This is a genomic window from Burkholderia pyrrocinia, from assembly GCF_022809715.1.
Lineage (GTDB): Bacteria > Pseudomonadota > Gammaproteobacteria > Burkholderiales > Burkholderiaceae > Burkholderia > Burkholderia pyrrocinia_C.
Map to the genome: position 1 here is coordinate 2,332,553 of NZ_CP094459.1, position 23,776 is coordinate 2,356,328.

General features: G+C 68.5%; 20 protein-coding genes. 9 read left to right on the forward strand and 11 right to left on the reverse strand.

Annotated elements, in window-relative coordinates; all coding sequences use genetic code 11:
* Positions 1-155: 155 nt before the first annotated feature.
* The 3 genes from MRS60_RS10835 to MRS60_RS10845 all read right to left on the reverse strand — a co-directional run bounded on the left by MRS60_RS10835 (position 156) and on the right by MRS60_RS10845 (position 6,109).
* On the reverse strand, positions 156-1,430 hold the full coding sequence (locus MRS60_RS10835) for a cell division protein ZipA C-terminal FtsZ-binding domain-containing protein (RefSeq protein ID WP_131947359.1): 1,275 nt from the start codon (positions 1,428-1,430) through the stop codon (positions 156-158).
* Positions 1,431-1,515: 85 nt separating this feature from the next.
* A complete protein-coding gene (gene smc / locus MRS60_RS10840; RefSeq protein WP_243564683.1) occupies positions 1,516-5,028 on the reverse strand; it encodes a chromosome segregation protein SMC in 3,513 nt (1,170 codons plus the stop codon).
* 139 nt (positions 5,029-5,167) lie between these two features.
* Positions 5,168-6,109, reverse strand: coding sequence for a DMT family transporter (locus tag MRS60_RS10845; RefSeq protein WP_034184736.1), 942 nt, complete (start codon positions 6,107-6,109; stop codon positions 5,168-5,170).
* A 159-nt stretch (positions 6,110-6,268) separates the two neighbouring features.
* On the opposite strand from MRS60_RS10845, the gene dapC reads away from it, so the two are divergent.
* The 6 genes from dapC (at position 6,269) to cls (ending at position 12,440) form a co-directional block, all read left to right on the forward strand.
* The gene (gene dapC / locus MRS60_RS10850) at positions 6,269-7,501 is read left to right on the forward strand and encodes a succinyldiaminopimelate transaminase (RefSeq protein ID WP_217589398.1); all 1,233 of its coding nucleotides are present in this window, start codon (positions 6,269-6,271) and stop codon (positions 7,499-7,501) included.
* Positions 7,502-7,545: 44 nt separating this feature from the next.
* Positions 7,546-8,373, forward strand: coding sequence for a 2,3,4,5-tetrahydropyridine-2,6-dicarboxylate N-succinyltransferase (dapD, locus tag MRS60_RS10855; protein WP_243564684.1), 828 nt, complete (start codon positions 7,546-7,548; stop codon positions 8,371-8,373).
* Complete coding sequence (locus MRS60_RS10860; protein ID WP_034184733.1) at positions 8,373-8,741, forward strand: ArsC family reductase; 369 nt, start codon at positions 8,373-8,375, stop codon at positions 8,739-8,741. Before dapD ends, MRS60_RS10860 begins: the two co-directional genes overlap by 1 nt.
* 83 nt (positions 8,742-8,824) lie before the next feature.
* The gene (dapE, locus tag MRS60_RS10865) at positions 8,825-9,964 is read left to right on the forward strand and encodes a succinyl-diaminopimelate desuccinylase (protein ID WP_105390455.1); all 1,140 of its coding nucleotides are present in this window, start codon (positions 8,825-8,827) and stop codon (positions 9,962-9,964) included.
* Between the two features lie 11 nt (positions 9,965-9,975).
* Positions 9,976-10,884 carry a 50S ribosomal protein L3 N(5)-glutamine methyltransferase gene (gene prmB, locus MRS60_RS10870; protein WP_111016713.1) on the forward strand — a complete coding sequence of 303 codons (909 nt, stop codon included), beginning with the start codon at positions 9,976-9,978 and terminating at the stop codon, positions 10,882-10,884.
* Between the two features lie 107 nt (positions 10,885-10,991).
* Positions 10,992-12,440, forward strand: coding sequence for a cardiolipin synthase (gene cls, locus MRS60_RS10875; RefSeq protein ID WP_175749919.1), 1,449 nt, complete (start codon positions 10,992-10,994; stop codon positions 12,438-12,440).
* 63 nt (positions 12,441-12,503) lie between these two features.
* Here cls and MRS60_RS10880 read toward each other — a convergent pair whose 3' ends face one another.
* Positions 12,504-12,983, reverse strand: a complete 480-nt coding sequence (locus MRS60_RS10880) for a glutathione peroxidase (protein WP_011549528.1) — start codon at positions 12,981-12,983, stop codon at positions 12,504-12,506.
* Between the two features lie 136 nt (positions 12,984-13,119).
* Between MRS60_RS10880 and MRS60_RS10885 the strand changes: the two genes are divergently transcribed.
* Positions 13,120-15,051, forward strand: coding sequence for an ATP-binding cassette domain-containing protein (locus MRS60_RS10885; RefSeq protein ID WP_131947362.1), 1,932 nt, complete (start codon positions 13,120-13,122; stop codon positions 15,049-15,051).
* 166 nt (positions 15,052-15,217) lie between these two features.
* On the opposite strand, the gene MRS60_RS10890 is transcribed toward MRS60_RS10885, so the two are convergent.
* The 3 genes from MRS60_RS10890 to alr all read right to left on the reverse strand — a co-directional run bounded on the left by MRS60_RS10890 (position 15,218) and on the right by alr (position 18,089).
* A complete protein-coding gene (locus MRS60_RS10890) occupies positions 15,218-15,484 on the reverse strand; it encodes a DUF2866 domain-containing protein (protein ID WP_034184728.1) in 267 nt (88 codons plus the stop codon).
* 146 nt (positions 15,485-15,630) lie between these two features.
* The gene (gene radA / locus MRS60_RS10895) at positions 15,631-17,007 is read right to left on the reverse strand and encodes a DNA repair protein RadA (protein WP_131947363.1); all 1,377 of its coding nucleotides are present in this window, start codon (positions 17,005-17,007) and stop codon (positions 15,631-15,633) included.
* Between the two features lie 11 nt (positions 17,008-17,018).
* Positions 17,019-18,089, reverse strand: a complete 1,071-nt coding sequence (gene alr / locus MRS60_RS10900) for an alanine racemase (protein ID WP_243564685.1) — start codon at positions 18,087-18,089, stop codon at positions 17,019-17,021.
* Positions 18,090-18,307: 218 nt separating this feature from the next.
* Here alr and lplT point away from each other — a divergent pair, with 218 nt between their 5' ends.
* Both lplT and thiD read left to right on the forward strand, forming a co-directional pair.
* Positions 18,308-19,615, forward strand: a complete 1,308-nt coding sequence (gene lplT / locus MRS60_RS10905) for a lysophospholipid transporter LplT (protein ID WP_034184726.1) — start codon at positions 18,308-18,310, stop codon at positions 19,613-19,615.
* Between the two features lie 58 nt (positions 19,616-19,673).
* A complete protein-coding gene (gene thiD / locus MRS60_RS10910) occupies positions 19,674-20,483 on the forward strand; it encodes a bifunctional hydroxymethylpyrimidine kinase/phosphomethylpyrimidine kinase (protein WP_034184725.1) in 810 nt (269 codons plus the stop codon).
* A gap of 18 nt (positions 20,484-20,501) precedes the next feature.
* On the opposite strand, the gene MRS60_RS10915 is transcribed toward thiD, so the two are convergent.
* Genes MRS60_RS10915 through tsaB form a run of 4 tightly spaced genes read right to left on the reverse strand, consistent with a single transcriptional unit; the run spans position 20,502 to position 23,758 of the window.
* On the reverse strand, positions 20,502-21,467 hold the full coding sequence (locus MRS60_RS10915) for a DUF1853 family protein (RefSeq protein WP_175749917.1): 966 nt from the start codon (positions 21,465-21,467) through the stop codon (positions 20,502-20,504).
* Positions 21,464-22,507, reverse strand: coding sequence for a uracil-DNA glycosylase (locus tag MRS60_RS10920; RefSeq protein WP_243564686.1), 1,044 nt, complete (start codon positions 22,505-22,507; stop codon positions 21,464-21,466). Before MRS60_RS10920 ends, MRS60_RS10915 begins: the two co-directional genes overlap by 4 nt.
* Positions 22,494-22,994 (reverse strand): ribosomal protein S18-alanine N-acetyltransferase, encoded by a 501-nt coding sequence (gene rimI / locus MRS60_RS10925; RefSeq protein WP_034184722.1) that lies wholly within the window; start codon positions 22,992-22,994, stop codon positions 22,494-22,496. Before rimI ends, MRS60_RS10920 begins: the two co-directional genes overlap by 14 nt.
* Positions 22,991-23,758, reverse strand: a complete 768-nt coding sequence (tsaB, locus tag MRS60_RS10930; RefSeq protein ID WP_105390449.1) for a tRNA (adenosine(37)-N6)-threonylcarbamoyltransferase complex dimerization subunit type 1 TsaB — start codon at positions 23,756-23,758, stop codon at positions 22,991-22,993. Before tsaB ends, rimI begins: the two co-directional genes overlap by 4 nt.
* Positions 23,759-23,776: the final 18 nt, after the last annotated feature.

Here is a 23,776-nt window from a genome sequence, read left to right on the forward strand (position 1 = left end):
ATTCGTTCTGAGAAAATCGGATGCCCGATTATCTCAGTTTGACGCCGCGGCGGGGCGTGCAATGCGCGCCGGATCAGCGTGCTGCAGCGCACACGAAAAGGCGTGCGCCGCAACGGCGAACGACGGTGCCGAGGCCCGCCGTCCGCGCCATCGCGTTACTGGCTGAAGAGTCGGCGCGTGACCGGCGAACCGGCCGGGATGCCGGCTTCCTCGAGCTTCGCGTACAGCTTCATCAACTGCTGCTCGATCGCGAGCAGCGTCGACTCCGGCAGCGGCCGGCGCGAATCGTCGACGACCCGCGCGCCGATCCGCTCGGACAGCGATTTCGCGTAATCGCACATCAGCCGGAACGGCAGGATGTCCTCTTCGGCGACCGGCACGTCGAGCACCAGCGTGATCATGTTGCCGCCCTTGTACGTGAGGTCGTCGCGCAGGAAGTTCGTGTCGCCGAACTGCAGCATGAACACGGGGTTCTGCTTCGCGTCGAGCTTCACGAAACGCGTGCCGTCGCGCGACAGCAGCAACCCGTCCTGCGATGCGACCGCCTGCACGTAGTTCGCCGACCACGGCGCGCCGTCCGACATCACGTTGATCGACAGTTGCGCGTCGCACTGCGCGGCAAACGCGTCGAGTTCGCGCGCCATCGCCACCGTCTCCATCATGTCCGGGAATTCCGGTGCGCCGTCGATCGTGTCGGCGAACTGCTGGACGCCCGTCACGAATTCGGAGAATTCGAGCTCGTTCAGCGCGCCGCTGCGGTTCGCGAGCTGCGCGGCCGCGCGCAACTCTTCGTAGCGCACGCCGTTCTGCAGCAGCTCCCACTGGCCGCCTTCCGGCTTGCCTTCGATGTGCACGGGCTTGCTGCCCGCGCGGCGCAGCCGCTGCGCGGCCGGCAGGATCTTGTCGCCCGGCAGCGGCCCGGCGAGGCGGATCGGTACGATGCAGTCGATCCGGCGGTCGACGATCGCGGGCGGCGTCGACGAGATCGTCGTCGCGGCCGGCAGCACGGGTTCGGACGACTCGGCCGGCTCGGCGGCCGCTTCCTGCACGACGGCAGGCACCGCTGCTTCACCGGCGGCCGATTCGGCCGACTCGGACGGCAGGTCGGCGCCGGTCGCCTCGGCCTGCAGATCGGCCGGCATGTCCGCAGGCGCCGCGCCTCCGAACGTCGGCTCGACGCGCGCGGCTTCGGCCGGCGCGGCGGCCGCCGCGACCGGTGCCGCAGGCTCGCGGCGCACCGGCTGACGCACCGGCTCGATGAACGGCAACTCTTCGTCGCGCTCGGGGCGGTTCATCGCCTCGGCCGCTTCCTCCGGCATCGGGCGCGGCATCCTGCGCCGCACCTTCGCGCCCTGCCATGCGTTGTAGACCACGACGCCGCCCACCACGACGGCGCCCGCGCCGATCAAACCGAGTGTCAACTCGTCCATGCACGCTCCATCAGCAATTCTTTTTCGTCGGGATCGCGAACGGGCGCCCATGCGCCGCGCGAACGCGATCCGGTTTCGTCAAACGTCAATTCTGGGCAAAACCCGCTGCGGTTTCCATGTCCACCGCCACGATCCGCGACACGCCCTGCTCCTGCATCGTCACGCCGATCAGCTGCTGCGCCATCTCCATCGCGATCTTGTTGTGCGAGATGAACAGGAACTGCGTCTTGTCGGACATCGCGCGCACGAGATTCGCGAAACGTTCGGTGTTCGCGTCGTCGAGCGGCGCGTCGACCTCGTCGAGCAGACAGAACGGCGCCGGGTTCAACTGGAACATCGCGAACACCAGCGCGGTCGCGGTCAGCGCTTTCTCGCCGCCCGACAGCAGGTGAATCGTCGCGTTCTTCTTGCCGGGCGGCTGCGCCATCACCTGCACGCCGGCATCGAGGATCTCGTCGCCCGTCATGATCAGCTTCGCCTGGCCGCCGCCGAACAGGCGCGGGAACAGGTCGCTGAAGTGGCGGTTGACCTCGTCGAAGGTACCCTGCAGCAGCGTGCGGGTTTCCTGGTCGATCTTGTGGATCGCGTCCTCGAGCGTCGTGATCGCGTCGATCAGGTCGGCCGACTGCGCGTCGAGGAACACCTTGCGCTCGCTCGCGGCCTTCAGCTCGTCGAGCGCGGCCATGTTCACCGGGCCGAGCGCGTTGATCGCATTGTTGAGCCGGGTGACCTCGCCCTGCAGGTACGACGGTTTCAGATCCGGCGTCAGCTTCTCGCTCAGCGCGGCCTCGTCGACCTCGGCCGTCGCGAGCTGCTCGGCGAACTGCTCGACGGACAGGCGCGCGGCCTGCTCCTTCAGCTGCAGCTCGGTGATGCGGTCGCGCAGCGGCTGCAGCGAACGCTCGGCGACGAGGCGCTGCTCGTCCGACGCGCGCAGCTTCGCGGTCAGGTCGTCGAGCTCGATCCGCGCGGCCTGCAGCGCTTCCTCCTTCACCGCACGAATCTCGAGTGCGTCCTGCAGGCCCGTGTGCGCGGTCTGCTCGTTGATCGTCTCGAGCTCGGCGCGCGCGTCTTCCAGCGATGCGGCGACGCGCTCGCTCTGCTCGTGCGCAACCTGGATGCTGCGCTTGAGCTCGTCGATCCGGGTCACCGCGTTGCGTGCGGCGAAGCGCGCGTCGTTCGCGCCGCGCTCCAGGTCACGCGCTTCCTGACGCGCCTGCGTCAGCGACTCGTCGAGCGATTCGAACGCGAGCTGGTTATCTTCGAAGCGTGCCTGCAGCTCCGCGAGTTCGCCGTCGAAGCGTTCGAAATTCGCTTCCGACTCCGCGCGCAGCGCGCGCTGTTCTTCGATCTGCGCACCGATTTCCTCGAGTTCCTCGCGGATCTGCGTGCTGCGCTGCGTATAGCGCTCGTGTGCCTGCGCGAGCTTCAGTACGTCCATCTGCAGTGCATGCACACGCTGCGTCGCACGCTCGGCCTGCGCGCGCACGTCGCCGAGCGCCTGCGTGGCCTGCGTATGCGCGGCTTCCGCGCGCACGGCGGCCGTGCGCGCCTCGTCGGCGAGCAGTGCCTGCGCACGCACCTGGCGCGTCAGGTTCTCGATTTCCTGCTGGCGGGCCAGCATCCCGGCCTGCTCCGAATCGGCCGCGTACAACTGCACGCCGACGCGCGTGACGATATGGCCGGCCTTGACGACGAATGCACCGCCTGCCGGCAGCTGCGTGCGCGTCGCAAGCGCCTGCGCGACATCGTCGGCGACATAGACGTTGCCGAGCCAGTCGTTCAGCACCGCGCGAATGCCCGCGTCGTCGATGCGCACGAGCGACAGCACCGGACGCAGCCCGGCCACCGCCGCGGGCGGTTCGCCGGCCGCGGGCGGCGCGTAGAACGCGAGCTTCGCGGGCGGTGCATCGGTCGCGAACGCCTTCACCCAATCGAGATTCGACACTTCGAGCGCGGCGAGGCGCTCGCGCAGCACGGCTTCGAGCGCCGCTTCCCAGCCAGCCTCGACGTGCAGCTTCTTCCACAGGCGCGGCAGCGCGCCGAGCTCGTGCTTGTCGAGCCACGGCTGCACCTTGCCTTCGGTCTGCACGTTTTCCTGAAGCTGCTTCAGCGCGGCGAGGCGTGCCTCGAGCTGGTGGATCTGCGCGCCTTCGGCCTGCACGCGCTCCTGCGCGGCACGGCGTTCGCCGTCGAGGCGCGGCACCGTTTCCTGCGCGTCGGCGAGACGCGCCTGCGCTTCGGCGAGGATTTCCTCCTGCTCGGCGAGCTGCATGCGCAACTCTTCGAGCTGCGCCTCGTCCGGCGCATCGAGCCCGCCCGCTTCGCTCTTCAGGCGCTCATGACGCTGCTGAAGCTGCTGGAGCTGCTGGTCGGCGTTGCGCTGGTGCGCGGCTTCGAGCTTCAGCGACTGTTCGGTCTGCGCGATCCGCGCGCGCTCGTCGTTGAGCTGCGCCTGCGCGTCGCGCCACTTCGCCTCGAGCGCCGGCAGCGCGTCGTGCTTCGCGGCTGCGTTGTCCTCGGCGAGCGCGGCCTTCTCGTCGGCCATCGCACGCGCCTCTTCGGCTTCCTCGAGCTCGTCCTGCGACTTCTCGGCCTGCGCGCGCCATTGCTCGCGCTGCGCGTTCAGCGCGGCGATCTGCGCCTGCACGCGATTGCGCGATTCGACGATGAACTTGATCTCGGCTTCGAGGCGGCTCACCTCGGCATTCGCCTCGTAGAGCGCGCCCTGCGCGCCCTGCATCGCGTCGCTCGCCGAGTAATGCGCAACGCGCAGCGTCTCGAGCTGCGACTCGACCTCGCGCAACCTGGCCGTCTGCGCCTCGAGGTCGATCTGCGCCTGTTCGATCGCACGCTGCTGCTTCTGCTGCTCGCCGGCGGCCTCGTTCTTGCGCAGCAGCCACAACAGGCGCTGCTTCTCCTCGCCGTCGGCGACGAGTTCCTTGTACTTGGTCGCAACGACCGCCTGCGCCTCGAGCTTCTCGAGGTTCGCGCCGAGTTCGCGGACGATGTCCTCGACGCGCGTCAGGTTCTCGCGCGTGTCGTGCAGGCGGTTCTCGGTTTCGCGGCGGCGTTCCTTGTACTTCGACACGCCCGCGGCTTCCTCGAGGAACACGCGCAGCTCTTCCGGCTTCGCCTCGATGATCCGCGCGATCATGCCCTGCCCGATGATCGCGTACGCACGCGGCCCGAGGCCGGTGCCGAGGAAGATGTCCTGGATGTCGCGGCGGCGGGCCGGCAGGTTGTTGATGTAGTAGCTCGACGTGCCGTCGCGCGTCAGCACGCGCTTCACGGCGATTTCGCCGTACTGGCCCCACTGCCCGGCCGCGCGGCCGTCGGAGTTGTCGAAGATCAGCTCGACGCTGGCCCGGCTGCCGGGCTTGCGGGCGGTCGAGCCGTTGAAGATCACGTCCTGCATCGATTCGCCGCGCAGCTCGGAGGCGCGCGACTCGCCGAGCACCCAGCGCACGGCGTCGATGATGTTGGACTTGCCGCACCCGTTCGGGCCCACCACGCCGACAAGCTGGCCCGGAACCTGGAAATGCGTGGGATCGACGAAGGATTTGAAGCCAGCGAGTTTGATCGAGCTCAGACGCACGGCGGTATCGGATGTGAAGAAGGTGTGAAACGGACGGGGCCGTGCTGCGCGGGACCGGACGGCCCATGCGCGCGACGCGCCCCGGAATTCAAAAGCGGGGCCGCGCGCATACAGCGTTGGGCCCCGCAAACGGCTTCCATCATACCATCGCGCGTGCGCCGTCCCGACCGTCGCCGGGTTTGCCCGGTGCCGGCGCGGCACGATGGACCCTGCTCGACAGCAGTGTCGCCAGCACGATGCACACGCCGCCCGCCCACTCGCGCGCGCTCGGCAGCTCGTTCGCGAACACCCACGCCGACAGCGCGGTGATCACGATCTCGAACAGCATGATGATCGACGCACGGTTCGCCGGCACGCGCGCGAGGCCATATTGCACGAGCAGGTTGTTCGCCGCCATCGTCACGCCGATCGCGGCGACGATCAGCGCGGCGACGCCGAGCTGGCCGCCCGCCGGCACGGCCGGCAACCCTTCGAACAGCGACGCGATCGCGCCGAATACCGCAGCGCCGCCGAACAGCGTCGCGGTGCGCATCTCCGCGCGCATCCCGGGCAGCTCGCGGCTCGCCTTGATCACGAGCACGTTGCTCATCGCGAAACTCAGCCCGGCCGCGAGACCGGCCCATTCGGCCGGGTTGGCCGGCAGCGGCAAGCCGAGCTTCGGCGACCACAGCATCAGCATCGCGCCGCCGATCGACAGCGCCGCCAGCCCCGCTCCTGCCCAGGTCAGCCGCTCGCGCAGCAGGAAGTGCGCGTAAATCGCGGTCCATGCGGGGGTCAGGTAGAACAGCAGCATCACGCGGAGCACCTCGCCGTGGATCGTGCCCCACACGAAACCGAGGTTCGTCACGCCGGCCGTGACCGCGATGCCCGGCAGCACCCAGTGCCAGCGCAGTGTCGCGATCGTACGGTGCCGCGTGACGATCACGAACAGGAACGCGACGACGCTCGTCAGCGCGCTCGCCAGCGTGCCCGTCACGCCGAGCGATGCGAGGATCCGCAACGGATACCAGATCAGGCCCCATACCGACGCGCCGATCAGGATGGCCAGCGTCGGCAGGCTGCCGCGTACCGCGTTATTCATTTGGTTCGATACCCTTTATTCGACCGGCCCGGCCGCCGTTCCGGCGGGCCGTGACCGCATTCCGTCACGCTATAATCGTCCGTTGCGACCCGCGCGCCGTCGGCGCCCGTTCGCAGCCGCGCGGCACGCCCGCCGCTTCTTTCGCTCCAACCGGCCGCGATGGCCGCTTCGCCCGTGAACCCTCGACTCGACTCGCTCCAGCCCTATCCCTTCGAAAAGCTGCGCGCCCTGTTCAAGGACGTGACGCCCTCCGGCGCCCTCAAACCGATCAGCTTCGGCATCGGCGAGCCCAAGCACCCGACCCCGGCGCTGATCCGCGACGCCGTGGTGGCCGCGCTCGACGGCCTCGCGTCGTACCCGGCCACGGCCGGCTCGGACGCGCTGCGCACGTCGATCGCGCACTGGCTCGAGCGCCGCTACGGGCTGCCGGCGATCGATCCGGCCACGCAGGTGCTGCCCGTGTCGGGGTCGCGCGAGGCGCTGTTCTCGCTCGCGCAGACCGTGATCGACGCGCGCCCGTCCGGGCACGGCGAGAAGGCGATCGTACTCTGTCCGAATCCCTTCTATCAAATTTACGAAGGCGCGGCGCTGCTGGCCGGTGCCGAACCCTATTTCGCGAACAGCGACCCGGCCCGCAACTTCGCGTGCGACTACGCGGCCGTGCCCGACGACGTCTGGGCGCGCACGCAGCTGCTGTACGTGTGCTCGCCGGGCAACCCGACGGGCGCCGTGCTGACGCTCGACGACTGGCGCGAGCTGTTCGCGCTGTCCGACCGCCACGGTTTCGTGATCGCGTCCGATGAATGCTATTCGGAAATCTATTTCGACGAAGCGGCGCCGCCGCTCGGCGGCCTCGAGGCCGCGCACCGCCTCGGCCGCGGCTTCGAGCGGCTCGTGATGCTGTCGAGCCTGTCGAAGCGCTCGAACGTGCCGGGCATGCGCTCGGGCTTCGTCGCCGGCGACGCGGCGCTGCTGAAGAAATTCCTGCTGTACCGCACGTACCACGGCGCGGCGCTGTCGCCGGTCTGGCAGCACGCCAGCATCGCCGCGTGGAACGACGAGGCGCACGTGCGCGAGAACCGCGCGCTGTACCTGCAGAAGTTCAATACGGTCACGCCGATGCTCGCCGACGTGATCGACGTGAAACTGCCCGACGCCGCGTTCTACCTGTGGGCCGACGTATCGCGCACCGGGCTGTCGGACACCGAGTTCGCCCGCCGCCTGTACGCCGACTATAATGTTACGGTTCTGCCCGGCTCGTACCTGGCGCGCGATGCGCACGGGTCGAATCCGGGCCGCGATTTCATCCGGATCGCGCTCGTCGCGGGCACCCCCGAATGCGTCGAGGGCGCGCAACGCATCGTCGATTTCTGCCGTTCTCTCGCGCGGTAATCGTCCATCCCGATCAATTCCATCCATCTCCTGCGAAAACGAACATGTCGCAACAACTTCAGCAAATCATCGATACCGCCTGGGAAAACCGCACCGAGCTGTCGCCGAAGGCCGCGCCCGCCGACGTCCGCGAGGCCGTCGCGCACGCGATCGAGCAACTCGACAAGGGTGCGCTGCGCGTCGCCGAGAAAATCGACGGCAACTGGACCGTGCATCAGTGGCTGAAGAAGGCCGTGCTGCTGTCGTTCCGTCTGGAGGACAACGCACCGATGGCGGCCGGCGGCTACTCGCAGTTCTACGACAAGGTACCGTCGAAGTTCGCGAACTACACGGCCGAAGACTTCGCCGCGGGCGGCTTCCGCGTCGTCCCGCCGGCCATCGCGCGCCGCGGCTCGTTCATCGCGAAGAACGTCGTGCTGATGCCGTCGTACACGAACATCGGCGCCTACGTCGACGAAGGCACGATGGTCGACACGTGGGCAACGGTCGGTTCGTGCGCGCAGATCGGCAAGAACGTGCACCTGTCGGGCGGCGTCGGCATCGGCGGCGTGCTCGAGCCGCTGCAGGCGAACCCCGTCATCATCGAAGACAACTGCTTCATCGGCGCGCGCTCGGAAGTCGTCGAAGGCGTGATCGTCGAGGAAAACTCGGTGATCTCGATGGGCGTGTACCTCGGCCAGAGCACGAAGATCTACGACCGCGAAACGGGCGAAGTCAGCTACGGCCGCATCCCGGCCGGCTCTGTCGTGGTCGCCGGCAACCTGCCGTCGAAGGACGGTTCGCACAGCCTGTACTGCGCGGTGATCGTCAAGAAGGTCGACGCGAAGACCCGCGCGAAGGTCGGCCTGAACGAGCTGCTGCGAGGCGACTGATGGCAAAGCCGCACACCGTGGTCGTCTACGGCATTCCGAACTGCGACACCGTGAAGAAGGCCCGCGTGTGGCTCGACGATCACGGCGTCGAATTCGAGTTCCACGATTTCAAGAAGCTCGGCGTCAGCGCGCCGCTGGTTGAAGACTGGCTGAAGGACGTGTCGCTCGACGCGCTCGTGAACAAGCGCGGCACCACGTGGCGCGGCCTGGACGACGCGATGAAGGCGGCCGCCGAAACGAAGACCGGCGCGGTCGCGCTGATGATCCACAAGCCGTCGGTCATCAAGCGCCCCGTGCTCGTCGTCAACGGCCGCGTGAAATCGCTCGGCTTCGCGGCCGATCAATACGCGGCGCTGTTTGCCGCATAGGGCCGCCCGCGCTGCGCCCTAGCCCGACGTCATGTCGCTGCCGGCCACCGTGCCGGCATTTTTTATCGAAAGTGGTCCGAACCATGTCCGCCACCCTAGCCCTTACCGAACAGTTGATCGCCCGCGCGTCCGTGACGCCCGACGATCAGCATTGCCAGCAGATCATGACCGAGCGCCTCGCCGCGCTCGGCTTCGAATGCGAGACCATCGCGTCGCACGGCGTGACCAACCTGTGGGCCGTCAAGCGCGGCACCGACGGCCGCGACGGCAAGCTGCTCGCGTTCGCGGGCCACACCGACGTCGTGCCGACCGGCCCGCTCGAGCAGTGGACCTCGCCGCCGTTCATCCCCGCCCATCGCGACGGCAAGCTGTACGGCCGCGGCGCGGCCGACATGAAGACGTCGCTCGCCGCGTTCGTCGTCGCGTCCGAGGAATTCGTCGCGGCCCATCCCGGCCACCGCGGTGCGATCGCTTTCCTGATCACGAGCGACGAGGAAGGCCCCGCCACCGACGGCACCGTGAAGGTCGTCGAGCTGCTGCAGGCGCGCGGCGAACGTCTCGACTACTGCATCGTCGGCGAGCCGACGTCGACCGCCGAGCTCGGCGACGTCGTCAAGAACGGCCGCCGCGGGTCGATGTCGGGCGAGCTGGTCGTCAAGGGCGTGCAGGGCCATATCGCGTATCCGCACCTCGCGAAGAACCCGATCCACCTGCTCGCGCCGGCGCTCGCCGAGCTCGCCGCCGAGCAGTGGGACGAAGGCAACGAATATTTCCCGCCGACCACCTGGCAGGTGTCGAACCTGCATGCGGGCACCGGCGCGACCAACGTGATCCCCGGCCACGCCGACCTGCTGTTCAACTTCCGGTTCTCGACCGCGAGCACCGTCGAGGGCCTGCAGGCACGCGTGCACGCGATCCTCGACAAGCACGGCCTCGAATACACGCTGAAGTGGTCGGTGAGCGGCCTGCCGTTCCTGACGCCGCGCGGCGAGCTGTCGAATGCGCTGGAAAACGCGATCCGCACCGAGACCGGCATCACGACCGAGCTGTCGACCACGGGCGGCACGTCGGACGGCCGCTTCATCGCGCGCATCTGCCCGCAGGTGATCGAGTTCGGCCCGCCGAACGGCAGCATCCACAAGATCGACGAGCACATCGAAGTGCGCTTCGTCGACCCGCTGAAGAACGTGTACCGCCGCGTGCTCGAACAACTGATCGCCTGATGGAGCCTCGCATGACGACACCTTTTGCAACTGTTCGCGACCTGCTGCGCTACGCGGTCACGCGCTTCTCGAAGGCGAAGCTCGCCTTCGGCCACGGCTCCGACAATGCGTACGACGAAGCGGCCTACCTCGTGCTGCATACGCTCGACCTGCCGCTCGACACGCTCGAGCCGTTCCTCGACGCGCGGCTGCTGCCCGATGAAATCGCGGCCGTGCTCGCCGTGATCGAACGGCGCGCGACCGACCGCGTGCCGGCCGCGTATCTCACGCATGAAGCCTGGATGCATGGCCACCGCTTCTACGTCGACGAACGCGTGATCGTGCCGCGCTCGTTCATCGGCGAGCTGCTCGACGACGGGCTGCAGCCATACGTCGCCGATCCCGAGCAGGTCGGCGCGGTGCTCGAACTGTGCACGGGCTCCGGCTGCCTTGCGATCCTCGCGGCGAGCGCGTTCCCGAACGCCGAGATCGATGCGGTCGACCTGTCCGACAAGGCGCTCGAAGTCGCGGAGATCAACGTGCGCGACTACGGCCTCGAAGACCGCATCGCGCTGCACCGCGGCGACCTCTACGCGCCGCTGCCCGCGTTCCGCACCGACCCCGGCGCACGCTACGACGTGATCCTGACGAACCCGCCGTACGTGAACGCGGCGTCGATGGCCGCGCTGCCGCCCGAATACCGGCACGAGCCGGAGATGGCGCTCGCGGGCGGCGACGATGGAATGGACATCGTGCGACGCATCGTCGCCGAAGCACACCGCTGGCTGCACGACGACGGCGTGCTCGTCGTCGAGATCGGCAACGAGCGCGAGCACGTCGAAGCCGCGTTCGGCGGCCTCGAACTCACGTGGCTGCCCACCAGCGCGGGCGACGACACCGTATTCCTGATCCAGGCGTCGGACCTGCCGCGCAAGGGCTGAGCCGCCCGGCTCCCCGACCGTGCGGCGCACCACTGCGCCGCACGGTTGGGTAAGATGCGCGTAAGCGGCCGCCGCGCCGCACGACCTCAGGAGTCCGTCACGCGCCCATGACCCTCGACTGGCTACATCTCGGCACCCTGATCCTGACCATCCACGTGCTCGGGATCGTCGCGGCGTGCCACGCGATCATGAACACGCGCACGTCGCAAGGCGCGATCGCTTGGGCCGTCTCGCTCGCCGCGATGCCGTACCTGACGCTCGTTCCATACCTGTTCCTCGGCCGCAGCAAGTTCTCCGGCTACGTCGACGCACGGCGCCACGAGCTGGAACTGTTGCGCACGCACACACCGCGCTCGCCGTGGCTCAGCACCCATGTGACCGACGCAACCGACGGGCCGGCGGCCGCCGCGCTCGGGCCGGCCGCCGTGCTCGCGCTCACGCGGCTCGGCGGCATGCCGTTCCTCGGCGGCAATTCGGTGCGCACGCTCGTGAACGGCGACGCGACGTTCTCGGCGATCCTGTCGGCGATCGACGGCGCGCGCGACTACGTGGTCGTCCAGTTCTTCATCGTGCGCGACGATGCGCTCGGCCAGATGCTGCGCGACTCGCTGCTGGCGCGTGCGGCGGCCGGCGTGCGCTGCTGCCTGCTGTACGACAGCATCGGCAGCTTCGACCTGCCGCACAGCTACGTCGACACCTTGCGCCGTGGCGGCGTCGAGGTCCATCCGTTCGCGACCAATCGCAAGTTCGTCAACCGCTTCCAGCTCAACTTCCGCAACCATCGCAAGATCGTCGTGGTCGACGGCAATCGCGCGTTCGTCGGCGGCCACAACGTCGGCGTCGAATATCTCGGCGCGAAGCCGCGCCTGTCGCCGTGGCGCGACACGCACATCGAGATCCGCGGCCCCGTGGTCGCAAGCATCCAGTACGTGTTCGCCGAAGACTGGCACTGGGCGACGCAGAAGCTGCCGCCGCTCGCGCTGCCGCCGCCCGCACAGCCCGGCGACGGCATGCATTGCCTCGTGGTGCCGATGGGGCCGGCCGACAAGCAGGAAACCGGCTCGCTGTTCTTCGTCGAGGCGATCAATGCCGCGCGCGAGCGGATCTGGATCACCTCGCCGTACCTCGTCCCCGACGAAGCCGTGCTCTCAGCGCTGAAGCTCGCGGTGATGCGCGGCGTCGACGTGCGCATCCTGATCCCGAGCCGGCGCGATCACTACGTGGTGTTCGAGGCGTCGAAGCTGTACGCGCGCGACCTGATCGACGCGGGCGTCAAGGTGTTCCGCTACCGGCCCGGCTTCCTGCACCAGAAGGTGGTGCTGATCGACCGCATCGCGGCCGCGATCGGCAGCGCGAATCTCGACAACCGCTCGTTCCGACTCAACTTCGAGATCATGGTGCTGACCGTCGACCGCGCATTCGCCGACGAGGTCGAGACGATGCTAGATGCCGACTTCGCGCAGGCGTACGGCGTCGATGCGAACGAATACCGCCAGTCGCCCGCATGGCGGCGGATCGCGATGCACGTCGCGCGGCTGTTCGCGCCGATCCTGTAGCCGCAGGAAGGACGGCAGCGCCGGCGCGATCCGCACCGGCACGGCGCACGTCGCCCCACGCCGTCACAGCAGCTTGTCGATATCCGCGGCGATTTCGTCGGGCTTGGTCGACGGCGCGTAGCGCTTGACGATGCGCCCTTCGCGGTCGATCAGGAATTTCGTGAAATTCCACTTGATCGCCTTGAGGCCGAGAATGCCGGGCGCCTCGTCGGTCAGGTAGCGGTACAGCGGATGCGCATGGTCGCCCTTCACGTCGATCTTCGCGAACATCGGGAACGTGACGCCGTAATTGCGCTCGCAGAACGCGCCGATCTGCGCGGCGTCGCCGGGCTCCTGCTTGCCGAACTGGTTGCACGGGAAGCCGAGCACGAAGAAGCCGCGCGCCGCGTACTGGTCGTACAGTTTCTGCAGGCCCGCGTATTGCGGCGTGAAACCGCACTCGCTCGCGGTGTTGACGATCAGCAGCACCTTGCCGCGATACGCGTCGAGCGAAACCGGCGCGCCGGCGAGCGTCTCTGCGCTGAACGAATACAGGGTGGACATCGGGCACTCCTTTTACGAAACCGGATCGACCTGGAGTCTAGGCGAAATCGCGCCGTTGCGGCATCCGCCGAGCGGCCGATGCCCGGCAAGAGCGGCGCGCAGTCTAGAATAGCGGTTTTGGCCAGTCATTTCCGCCGTGATCCGTTTCAATCAGTTCAGCCTTGCGCGAGGCACCAAGCCGCTGTTCGAGTCGACCTCGTTCGTGCTCAATCCCGGCGAGAAAGCCGGCCTGATCGGCGCGAACGGCGCCGGCAAGTCGACGCTGTTCGCGGTCCTGCGCGGCGAGCTGCACTCGGACGCCGGCGATTTCTCGATGCCGCCGTCGTGGCGGATCGCCCATGTGTCGCAGGAAACGCCCGCGGTCGACCGCTCGGCGCTCGACTACACGCTCGACGGCGACGCCGCGCTGCGCGAGATCGAGGCACGCATCGCCGCCGCGTCCGCCGCGCATGACGGCGCCGCCGAAGCCGACGCGCACGCGGCCTTCGCCGATGCCGACGGCTACACCGCGCCCGCCCGCGCCGAAGCGCTGCTGCTCGGCCTCGGCTTCACGCTCGCCCAGACACGCGAGCCCGTCGCCAGCTTCTCCGGCGGCTGGCGCATGCGCCTGAACCTCGCGCAGGCGCTGATGTGCCGCTCCGACCTGCTGCTGCTCGACGAACCGACCAACCACCTCGACCTCGACGCGATCGTCTGGCTCGAAGACTGGCTGCACCGCTACCCCGGCACGCTCGTCGTGATCTCGCACGACCGCGAATTCCTCGATTCGATCTGCAACGTCACGCTGCACCTGGAAAACCGCCAGGTGAAGCGCTACGGCGGCAACTACTCGCAATTCGAAGTGCTGCGCGCGCAGCAACTGGCGCTGCAGCAAAGCGCATACGAAAAGCAGCAGAAGACGATCGAGCACCTGCAGAGCTTCGTCGACCGCTTCAAGGCCAAGGCCACCAAGGCCAAGCAGGCGCAAAGCCGGATGAAGGCGCTCGAGAAGATGGAGCTGATCGCGCCCGCGCACATCGCGTCGCCGTTCACGTTCGAATTCCGCACGCCCGACGCCGCGCCGAACCCGATGATGGTGATGGAAGACGTCCGCTGCGGCTACCATGCCGACAACGGCGCGGACATCCCGATCGTCGAACGCGTGGCGCTGTCGATCCAGAACGGGCAGCGCATCGGCCTGCTCGGCGCGAACGGCCAGGGCAAGTCGACGCTGATCAAGACGCTGGCCGGCACGCTCGCGCCGCTGTCGGGCGACGTCCGCGAGGGCAAGGGGCTGACGATCGGTTATTTCGCACAGCATCAGCTCGAAACGCTGCGCGAGGACGATTCGCCGCTCGCGCATCTCGCGCGGCTCGCACCCGATACGCGCGAACAGGAGCTGCGCGACTTCCTCGGCGGCTTCAATTTCTCGGGCGACATGGCGACCAGCGCCGTCGGCCCGTTCTCGGGCGGCGAGAAAGCGCGCCTCGCGCTCGCGCTGATCATCTGGCAGAAGCCGAACCTGCTGCTGCTCGACGAACCGACGAACCACCTCGATCTCGAAACGCGCCACGCGCTGACGATGGCGCTCGCGCAGTTCGAAGGCACGCTGATCCTCGTATCGCACGACCGCCACCTGCTGCGCGCGACGACCGACCAGTTCATGCTGGTCGCGAAGCACCGGCTGCAGCCGTTCGACGGCGACCTCGACGATTACCGCGACTGGCTGCTGCAGCATGCGGCCGAGCAGCGCGCGGCCGCGAAGGCCGACAGCGCGGCTGCGTCGGGCGCGGGCGCCGCGGCGAACCGCAAGGACCAGAAGCGTCAGGCCGCCGAGGAGCGGCAGCGCCTGTCGGTGTTGAAAAAACCGCTGCAGACGCGCATCACGAAGCTCGAAAAGGAAATGGAGACGCTGCACGCGGAGAAGGCGCGCCTCGACGCGTTCGTCGCCGATCCGGCGAGCTACGAGGCCGCGCGCAAGACGGAGCTGACCGACGCGATCCGCAAGCTCGGGGACGTCAACACGCGTCTCGAAACGATCGAGGCCGACTGGCTCGCCGCGCACGAAGAGCTCGAACAGATCGGCTGAACGCGGCCGCAGTGCAGCCGGCCGGCGCCGCCGGCCAGGCACGCCGGCGGCACCGGTTCTTCGACAAGCCATCGGGCCCGCGCCGGGCCCGCATGCGACAAGGCCGGGCGCACTGGCCCGGCCTTTTTACTGCCTTTGTCCGTCGGTTCGCAGGCCGCCTGCCGGCTCAACGCCGCGGCAACGTATCGCGCGGCAGCTGCTCGTCGTCGCCCATCAGGTACCGGCGCCCTTCGGTCGGCCGCCGGATCGCCGCGGCGACCTCCGCTTCGGTCACGTCCTCGGACACGACCTTGCGCGCCAGGCGCCCTTCCTCGTCGATCCATTCGACGATCCGGCATCCGCCGCCCCAGGGCTGGCGAATCGGCTCCGACACGCGGCAGCCGCGCAGGTTGTAAAGGCGTCCGCCCGGCGCTTCCCCATACGATTTCAACATAGGTTCCCTTCGCATTGCGCGGTTCGACAATCCGGCAAAGGATAGGGAAAAGCGATGTCCGGCGGGTTACATCAGCCTACATATTCTTTACAGAGAATTACGCGACAGATCGCCGGCAGCCACAGCCCGCGCGGCTGCCGGGCCGATCACTCGAGATCGCGCACGCGGTCGATCGCCTGCTCGATCCGTTCGACGGCCATCACGTTCAGCCCTTCGATCGGCTGTTTCGGCGCATTCGCCTTCGGGATCAGCGCGGCCGTGAAGCCGAGCTTCGCCGCCTCGCGCAGCCGCTCCTGCCCGCGCGGGGACGGCCGGATCTCGCCCGCCAGCCCCACTTCGCCGAACACGATCAGCCCCTTCGGCAGCGCCTTGTTGCGCATCGACGAATGGATCGCGAGCAGCACCGCGAGGTCGGCGGCCGGCTCGGTGATCTTCACGCCGCCCACTGCATTGAGGAACACGTCCTGGTCGAAGCACGCGATGCCCGCGTGCCGGTGCAGCACCGCGAGCAGCATCGCGAGCCGGTTCTGTTCGAGGCCGACCGCGAGCCGGCGCGGGTTCGGCACGTGCGCGGTATCGACCAGCGCCTGGATTTCGACGAGCAGCGGGCGCGTGCCTTCCTGCGTGACGAGCACGCACGAGCCGGGCACGATCTGCTCGTGCTGCGACAGGAACAGCGCGGACGGATTCGCGACGCCGCGCAGCCCGCGCTCGGTCATCGCGAACACGCCGAGTTCGTTGACCGCGCCGAAGCGGTTCTTGAACGCGCGCACGAGCCGGAACGACGAATGCGTGTCGCCCTCGAAATACAGCACCGTGTCGACGATGTGCTCGAGCACGCGCGGGCCGGCCAGGTTGCCCTCCTTCGTCACGTGCCCGACCATGATGATCGCGGTGCCCGACTGTTTCGCGATGCGCGTGAGCTGCGCCGCGCATTCGCGCACCTGCGCGACCGAGCCCGGCGCCGACGTGAGCGCTTCCGAATAGACGGTCTGGATCGAGTCGATCACGGCCACGTCGGGCCGCTCCGCGTCGATCGCGGCCTGGATCTTTTCGAGCTGGATCTCGGCGAGCAGCTGCAGCTCGGCCGCCGGCGCACCGCCATCGAGCAGCGCAAGCCGTTGCGCGCGCAACGCGATCTGCGCGGCCGATTCCTCGCCGCTGATATAGAGCGCGCGCCGTTCGCTCGCGATGTCCGCGAGCGACTGCAGCAGCAGCGTCGACTTGCCGATGCCCGGGTCGCCGCCGATCAGCACGACGCCGCCGGGGACCAGCCCGCCGCCGAGCACGCGGTCGAATTCGCCGATGCCGGTCGAGAAGCGCGGCACGTCGGCCGCTTCGATGTCGACGAGGCGCTGGACGGGCGCCCGCTTCGCGAGCGACTGGAAACGGTGGGCCGACGGCGACTCGGCGACCGATTCGACCAGCGTATTCCAGGCCTGGCACGACGGACACTGCCCCTGCCACTTCGGGGTCTGCCCGCCGCACTCGCTGCAGACGTAGACGGTTTTCTGTTTGGCCACGCGCAACGCCCTTATTCCGCGCGCACGGGCACGCGGCCGGCGACCGCGCACATCAGCTCGTAGCCGATCGTGCCGCAATGGCGGGCGACATCGTCGATCGGCAGTGTATTGCCCCACAGCTCGACGCGCGCACCGACGCCGGCCTGCGGGCACGGAGTCAGGTCGACGGTGATCATGTCCATCGACACGCGGCCGACGATACGCGTGCGGATGCCGTCGACAATCACGGGCGTGCCTTCCGGCGCGACGCGCGGATAGCCGTCCGCGTAGCCGCACGCGACGACGCCGATCCGCATCGGCGCCTGCGCGGAGAACGTCGAACCATAGCCGATGGCCTGGCCTTTCCCGATCGTTTGCACCGCGATCAGCTCGGACGCGAGCGTCATCGCGGGTTTCAGCCCCGTGTCGGCGATATCGGACGACAGCCCGGACGGCGACGCGCCATACAGCACGATCCCCGGCCGCACCCAGTCGAAATGCGTATCCGGATGCCACAGCACGGCGGCCGAATTCGCGAGACTGCGCGCGCCGGCGATGTTTTCCGCGCCGCGCTCGAACGTCGCGAGCTGCTCAGCAACGCCGCGCTCGTTGTCCGCGTCCGAAAAATGGGTCATCAACGTAATCTGGCCGATGCCGGGGCACGCGCGGGCGCGCTCCCAGGCCGCGCGGTATTTTTCCGGCACGTAGCCGAGCCGGTTCATCCCGCTGTTCATCTTGAGCTGCACGTTGACGGGCTTCGACAGCCGCGCCGTTTCCAGCATCCGCATCTGCTCGTCGTTGTGGACGGTCGTCGTCAGGCTGTAGCGGTCGATCACGTCGATGTCGGTCGACCGGAAGAAGCCTTCGAGCAGCAGGATCGGGCCGGCCCAGCCGAGCTCGCGCAGCTTCACGGCCTCGTCGAGGTCGAGCAGGCCGAAGCCGTCGGTGCCGCGCAGGCCGGGAAACACGCGGGCGAGACCGTGGCCGTACGCGTTGGCCTTGACGACCGCCCAGACCTTGGACGGGCCGGCAAAGCGGCGGACGACGGAGAGATTGTTCGCGAGAGCGGCGGTGTGGATGGTGGCGGAGATCGGGCGCGGCATGGGAAATTTACGTAAAGACGCTTGCGAATCATCAGCTTACCGCGCCTTTTGAGCACCGAAGCCGACAATTTGCGGAACGATCGGGGAATCTTGCTAGTCCGAATTGGCGTATTTTCATGTTATAAAGCCGTGCGCACAACCCATTTCGAACGGAATAAGCCGATCGCATATCAGGCGGCCTACGCGGCCCTGCCGCAGCGACGAAAGCATCGCATCAGATGAAAAAAGGTTTTTACACCATCATGGCCGCGCAGTTTTTCTCGTCGCTGGCCGACAATGCGCTTCTCATCGCCGCCATCGCCCTGCTGAAAGACCTCCACGCCCCCAACTGGATGACACCGCTGCTGAAGCTGTTCTTCGTGTTGTCCTATGTGGTGTTGGCGGCGTATGTCGGTGCTTTCGCGGATTCGCGCCCGAAGGGGCGCGTGATGTTCATCACCAACTCGATCAAGGTGGTCGGCTGCATGATCATGCTGTTCGGCGCCCACCCGCTGATCGCGTACGGGATCGTCGGGTTTGGCGCGGCGGCCTACTCGCCGGCCAAATACGGAATTCTCACCGAGCTGCTGCCGGCCGATCGGCTGGTCGCCGCGAACGGCTGGATCGAAGGCACGACCGTCAGCTCGATCATCCTCGGCACCGTGCTCGGCGGCGCGCTGATCAGCCCGCACATCGCATCGCACGTGATCGCGCACACGCCCCGCTGGATCGGCACGCCCGCCGAAGCGGCGATGGCCATCATCATGGCGATCTACGTGATCGCCGCGCTGTTCAACCTGCGCATTCCCGATACGGGCGCCCGCTATCCGAAGCAGGAACGCGGCCCGGTCAAGCTCCTCACGGATTTCGCCGACTGCTTCATGGTGCTGTGGCGCGACAAGCTCGGCCAGATCTCGCTGGCGGTCACGACGCTGTTCTGGGGCGCGGGCGCGACGCTGCAGTTCATCGTGCTGAAATGGGCCGAGGTGTCGCTCGGCATGTCGCTGTCGGAAGGCGCGATCCTGCAGGCCGTGGTCGCGGTCGGCGTCGCGGCCGGCGCGATCGCCGCCGCCGCCCGGATCCCGCTGAAGAAGTCGCTGACCGTGCTGCCCGTCGGCATCATCATGGGCATCGCGGTGATGCTGATGGCGTTCTACACGCGCGACCTGTTCCCGTCGAACTGGGCCGTGCACTTCGGCCACCTGCGCATGCCGGTCTACCTGATCGTCGCGTACATCTTCCTGATGTGCGTCGGCGCGCTGTCGGGCTACTTCGTCGTGCCGATGAACGCGCTGCTGCAGCATCGCGGCCACGTGCTGCTGTCGGCCGGCCACTCGATCGCGGTGCAGAACTTCAACGAGAACCTGTCGGTGCTCGTGATGCTGTGCCTGTATGCGGTGCTCGTGTGGCTCGACGTGCCGGTCGGTGTCGTGATCGTGCTGTTCGGCACGTTCGTCTGCCTGACGATGTGGCTCGTGATGCGCCGCCACCAGGCGAACCAGCGTCAGTTCGACTCGGTCGCGCTGATCGGCGAAGCGCGGCACTGACGCTACACTTTCCGTTTCCGTCCGCCGGCGCCGGTCTTCGAACCGGCGCGTTGCCATCATGACGCACCCGATACCCAACATCCTGACGATCGCCGGCTCCGATTCGGGCGGCGGCGCAGGCATCCAGGCCGACCTGAAGACGTTTTCCGCGCTCGGTGCGTACGGCGCCAGCGTGATCACCGCGCTGACCGCGCAGAACACGCGCGGCGTGACGGGCGTGCACGCGCCGGACGCCGCGTTCGTGACCGCGCAGCTCGACGCGGTGTTCAGCGACATCCGCATCGACGCGGTCAAGATCGGGATGCTCGCGAACGCGGCGATCGTGCACGCGGTGGCCGACGCGCTGCGCCGTTACGCGCCGCGCTTCGTCGTGCTCGACACGGTGATGATCTCGAAGAGTTCGCACGCGCTGCTCGCACCCGACGCGGTCGATGCGCTGCGCGACGCGCTGCTGCCGCTGGCGACCGTCGTCACGCCGAACCTGCCCGAAGCGGCCGCGCTGCTCGGCGACGCACCCGCGACCACCGAAGACGACATGGTCCGACAAGGCCAGGCGTTGCTGCAGACGGGCGCGCGCGCCGTGCTGATGAAAGGCGGCCACCTGCCCGACGCGGCCGCGAGCCCCGACTGGCTCGTCGATGCGGCGCACACCGTGCGGCTCGACGGCCCGCGCGTGCCGGTCAGCAACACGCACGGCACGGGCTGCACGCTGTCGTCGGCGATCGCCGCGCTGCTGCCGCAGCAGCCCGACCTCGAAAGCGCGGTGCGCGAAGCGAAGGCCTACCTGACCGGCGCAATCGCCGCGAGCGGCCGCCTCGACGTCGGCCACGGCGTCGGCCCGGTTCATCACTTCCATCGCTGGTGGTAAGCGTCGCCTGACGCGGCGTCAGTCGTCCTGCGCCGCGAACGCCTGCGCACGCGCCGGCCAGTCGTCCGGCACGACGAAGCCGCGCGCCGTCTCGCGCCACGTGCGATCGCCGCCCTGCTCATAAATGCCGATCAAGTCGGGGGCCTGACGCGTCGCCAGCACGGACGGCAGCTCGAGTGCGGCCGCGAGCGGTTCGGGTTCGAAGCCGGCGTCGGCGGCAACACGCCGCGGCGCGAGCCAAGCAAGCCGCGGCAACACGCTCCACGCAACGCCGGCACGCTGCGCGGCCGCCCACGCCGGCCACTGCGCATGCGTCAGCCAGAAACCGCGCGGGTGATCCGGCGAGATTTCGGCGGACACCGGCGGCAACGGTGCGCCGTGCGGATAGAACAGCCAGCCCCTGATGAACATCTGCGCGTCGGACGGCGCGCCGTAGCCGAGCAGCGCAAACCCGGCGCGATCGCCGAGCCGCAACTGGTGGTCGAGCAGCCGGCTGCGCTTGCGGTCGAACCGGTCGACGAGATTGGGCCCGACGAAGTCGGCGAGCGACGCGCCGGCGCGCACCGGCGCGCACAGATAGCACTTCACCGCGAGCTCCCAGTGCAGGCGCTGCCCGCCCGGCGCGTCGACGAGAAAATCGACTTCGCCGAGCGTCAGGCCGTTGCTGCGCAGCGGGAGATTGGCCGCGACGAGCCGCAGCGACGGCCCGTGCGTGAGGAAATACTCGAGCAGGCATTCGGCGTAGCGGCCGAGCCGGGTGGGCCGCAACCCGGCGAGCGCGAGGTGCAGCGGCTCGGGCGCCGCATCGAGCGCGGCGAGCCATGCTTCGACGGCCGACTGTCCGGCCGCATCCGGCCACGGATGCGCGAGCGGCGCGCCGGGTGCCGCGGTCAGCAGGCTCGGGCTCGCGAGCAGCCAGCCCAGATCGCGAACCGCGGCGTCGCGCAGCGTATCGACGAATGCGAACGCCGCGCCGGTCGTCATTGCCCGGCCGGCCCGTTCGCGTCGCTACCGTCTGCGCGACGGAACGTGTCGCGCGCGAGGCACAGGTCGGCCCACGCCTTCGACTTGTCCTGCAGGCTGCGCAACAGGTACGCCGGGTGGTAGGTGACGATCACCGGCACGCCTTCGTACGCATGCACGCGGCCGCGCAGCGACGCGATGCTGGCGTCCGTCTTCAGCAACGTCTGCGCGGCGAAGCGCCCGAGCGCGACGATCAGCTTCGGCTTCACGAGCGCGACCTGACGCTGCAGATAAGGCTCGCAGCTTGCAACTTCGTCCGGTTCCGGATTTCGGTTGCCGGGCGGCCGGCACTTGATCACGTTCGCGATATACACGTTGTCGCCGCGCTTGAGCGCCAGCGACTGCAGCATGTTGTCGAGCAGCTTGCCGGCCTGGCCGACGAACGGCTCGCCCTGCTTGTCCTCGTTCTCGCCAGGCGCTTCGCCAATCAGCATCCAGTCCGCTTCACGGTCGCCGACGCCGAACACGGTGTTGGTCCGCTTCTCGCACAGCCGGCAGTGGGTGCAGTCGCGCACGCGCGCGGCCAGCGCATCCCAGTCGAGCATCGCGACCGGCGTTCCGGCGGGACGCGGTTCGGCTGCCGGCATGGGCTCGCCCGGCGGTGCCGCGTCGAACCACGCGAAATCGTCTTCTCCGACAGGCGGCGCGTCATCCATCGGCGGCATTGCATCGGCTGAAGCCGCCGGCGCGAGCATGCGATCGCCATCGACGACACGACGCGCCGGTGCATCCGGAGCCGGTATGCCCGATGCCGGTACGCCCGGCTCGCGAGCCGGCGAGGCCTCGGCGGCTCGCACGACCGCCGGCGGCGCATCGTCTTGCACCGGGGCACGCACCGCGCGCGCCGGCCGATCGGCCGCAACGACGGAAACGTCGTCCGCCGCCCCGGTTTGCGCGACGGCGGCCGCGTCGGCTGCCGCGCCTTCGTCCGCGCGCTGCCCGCGCCGCACCCAGATCTGCGCGAGGCCCATTTCCTCGAGCACCGCTTCAGCCCACGCCATGCGCGTCCCCCTCGTCCTTGTTCAGCGTCAGACGCATCACGATCGCGTCCTCCCGGCTGCGATGCTTCGCCGGATAGTAGTTCTTGCGCCGGCCGATCGTCACGAAGCCGAAACGCTCGTACAGATGGATCGCGCGTGGATTGGACGGCCGCACCTCGAGCAGCACGCCGTCGAGCCGCTCCGCGCGCGAAATGCGCACGGCCTCGCGCAGCAGCGCGAGACCCGCGCCCGCGCGCTGCGCGGCCGGCGCGACGCACAGGTTCAGCAGGTGCATCTCGTCGATCACGGGCATCAGCACGCAATAGCCGATCAGCGAACCCGTCACATGCCGCAGGCACACGCCCAGATAGCCGTTGCGCAACGAATCCTCGAAGTTGCCGCGGCTCCACGGGAATTCGTACGCGACCTGCTCGATCGCAACGACCTCGTCGAGATCCGCGTCCGTCATCGGCGCCAGATAGCGGTCGCTCAGCAATACCCCCGTCATCCCTTCGCTCCGCCCGTCTGCGCGGCCCGTGCCGCGATCCGCTCGGCAGTCGTCTGCGCGACCTTGTCGCGCACGTATTCGGGCGCGGCCTGATCGGCCGGCACCGTGCGTCCGGCGCGGAACGCGCGCAGCGCGGCATGCGCGACCGCCAGCGCATGCGGCAATGCTTCGCCGTCGATCACGGCCGCGCGCGCCGCGGCCGGCAACTGCGCGCCGAACGCGGCAGCCGCATTGCCCGCGAGCGTGAACGGCGCGTCGGGCACGCCGACGGCGCCCGGCGCATCGAGCGACGCCGGATGCAGCGTGCGCCAGTCGCCGGCGCTGTCGTCCCACGCGAAGTCCGCCCAGTAGGCTTCGTCCATCCGCGCGTCCAGCGCGGCAAGCACGCGGGTCGTGCCGGGCGCGCGCAGCCGCGCGTGCTCCGCGCACGCGAGCAGCGTGCCGATCGGCACGACCGGCAGCCCGCTCCCGAACGCGAGTCCCTGGGTAATGCCGGTCGCGGTACGCAGGCCGGTGAACGAGCCGGGGCCGGCGCCGAACGCGATCGCGTCGCAGTCGGCGAGCGTCAGCCCGGATTCGGCGAAAAGCTCCTGGATCGCCGGCAGCACGCGCGTGCTCGACACGGCGCCCGTCTGTTCGTGGCGGACCCAGGTTTGCGGGGTGGAAACGGCGTCATCGGCATGGGCCGAGCGCAGCAGCGCGACCGAGCAGTATTCGGTCGACGTATCGATGGCGAGGAGCACTGTTTGCGTCATGGCCGACATTGTAATGCGGCACCCCGC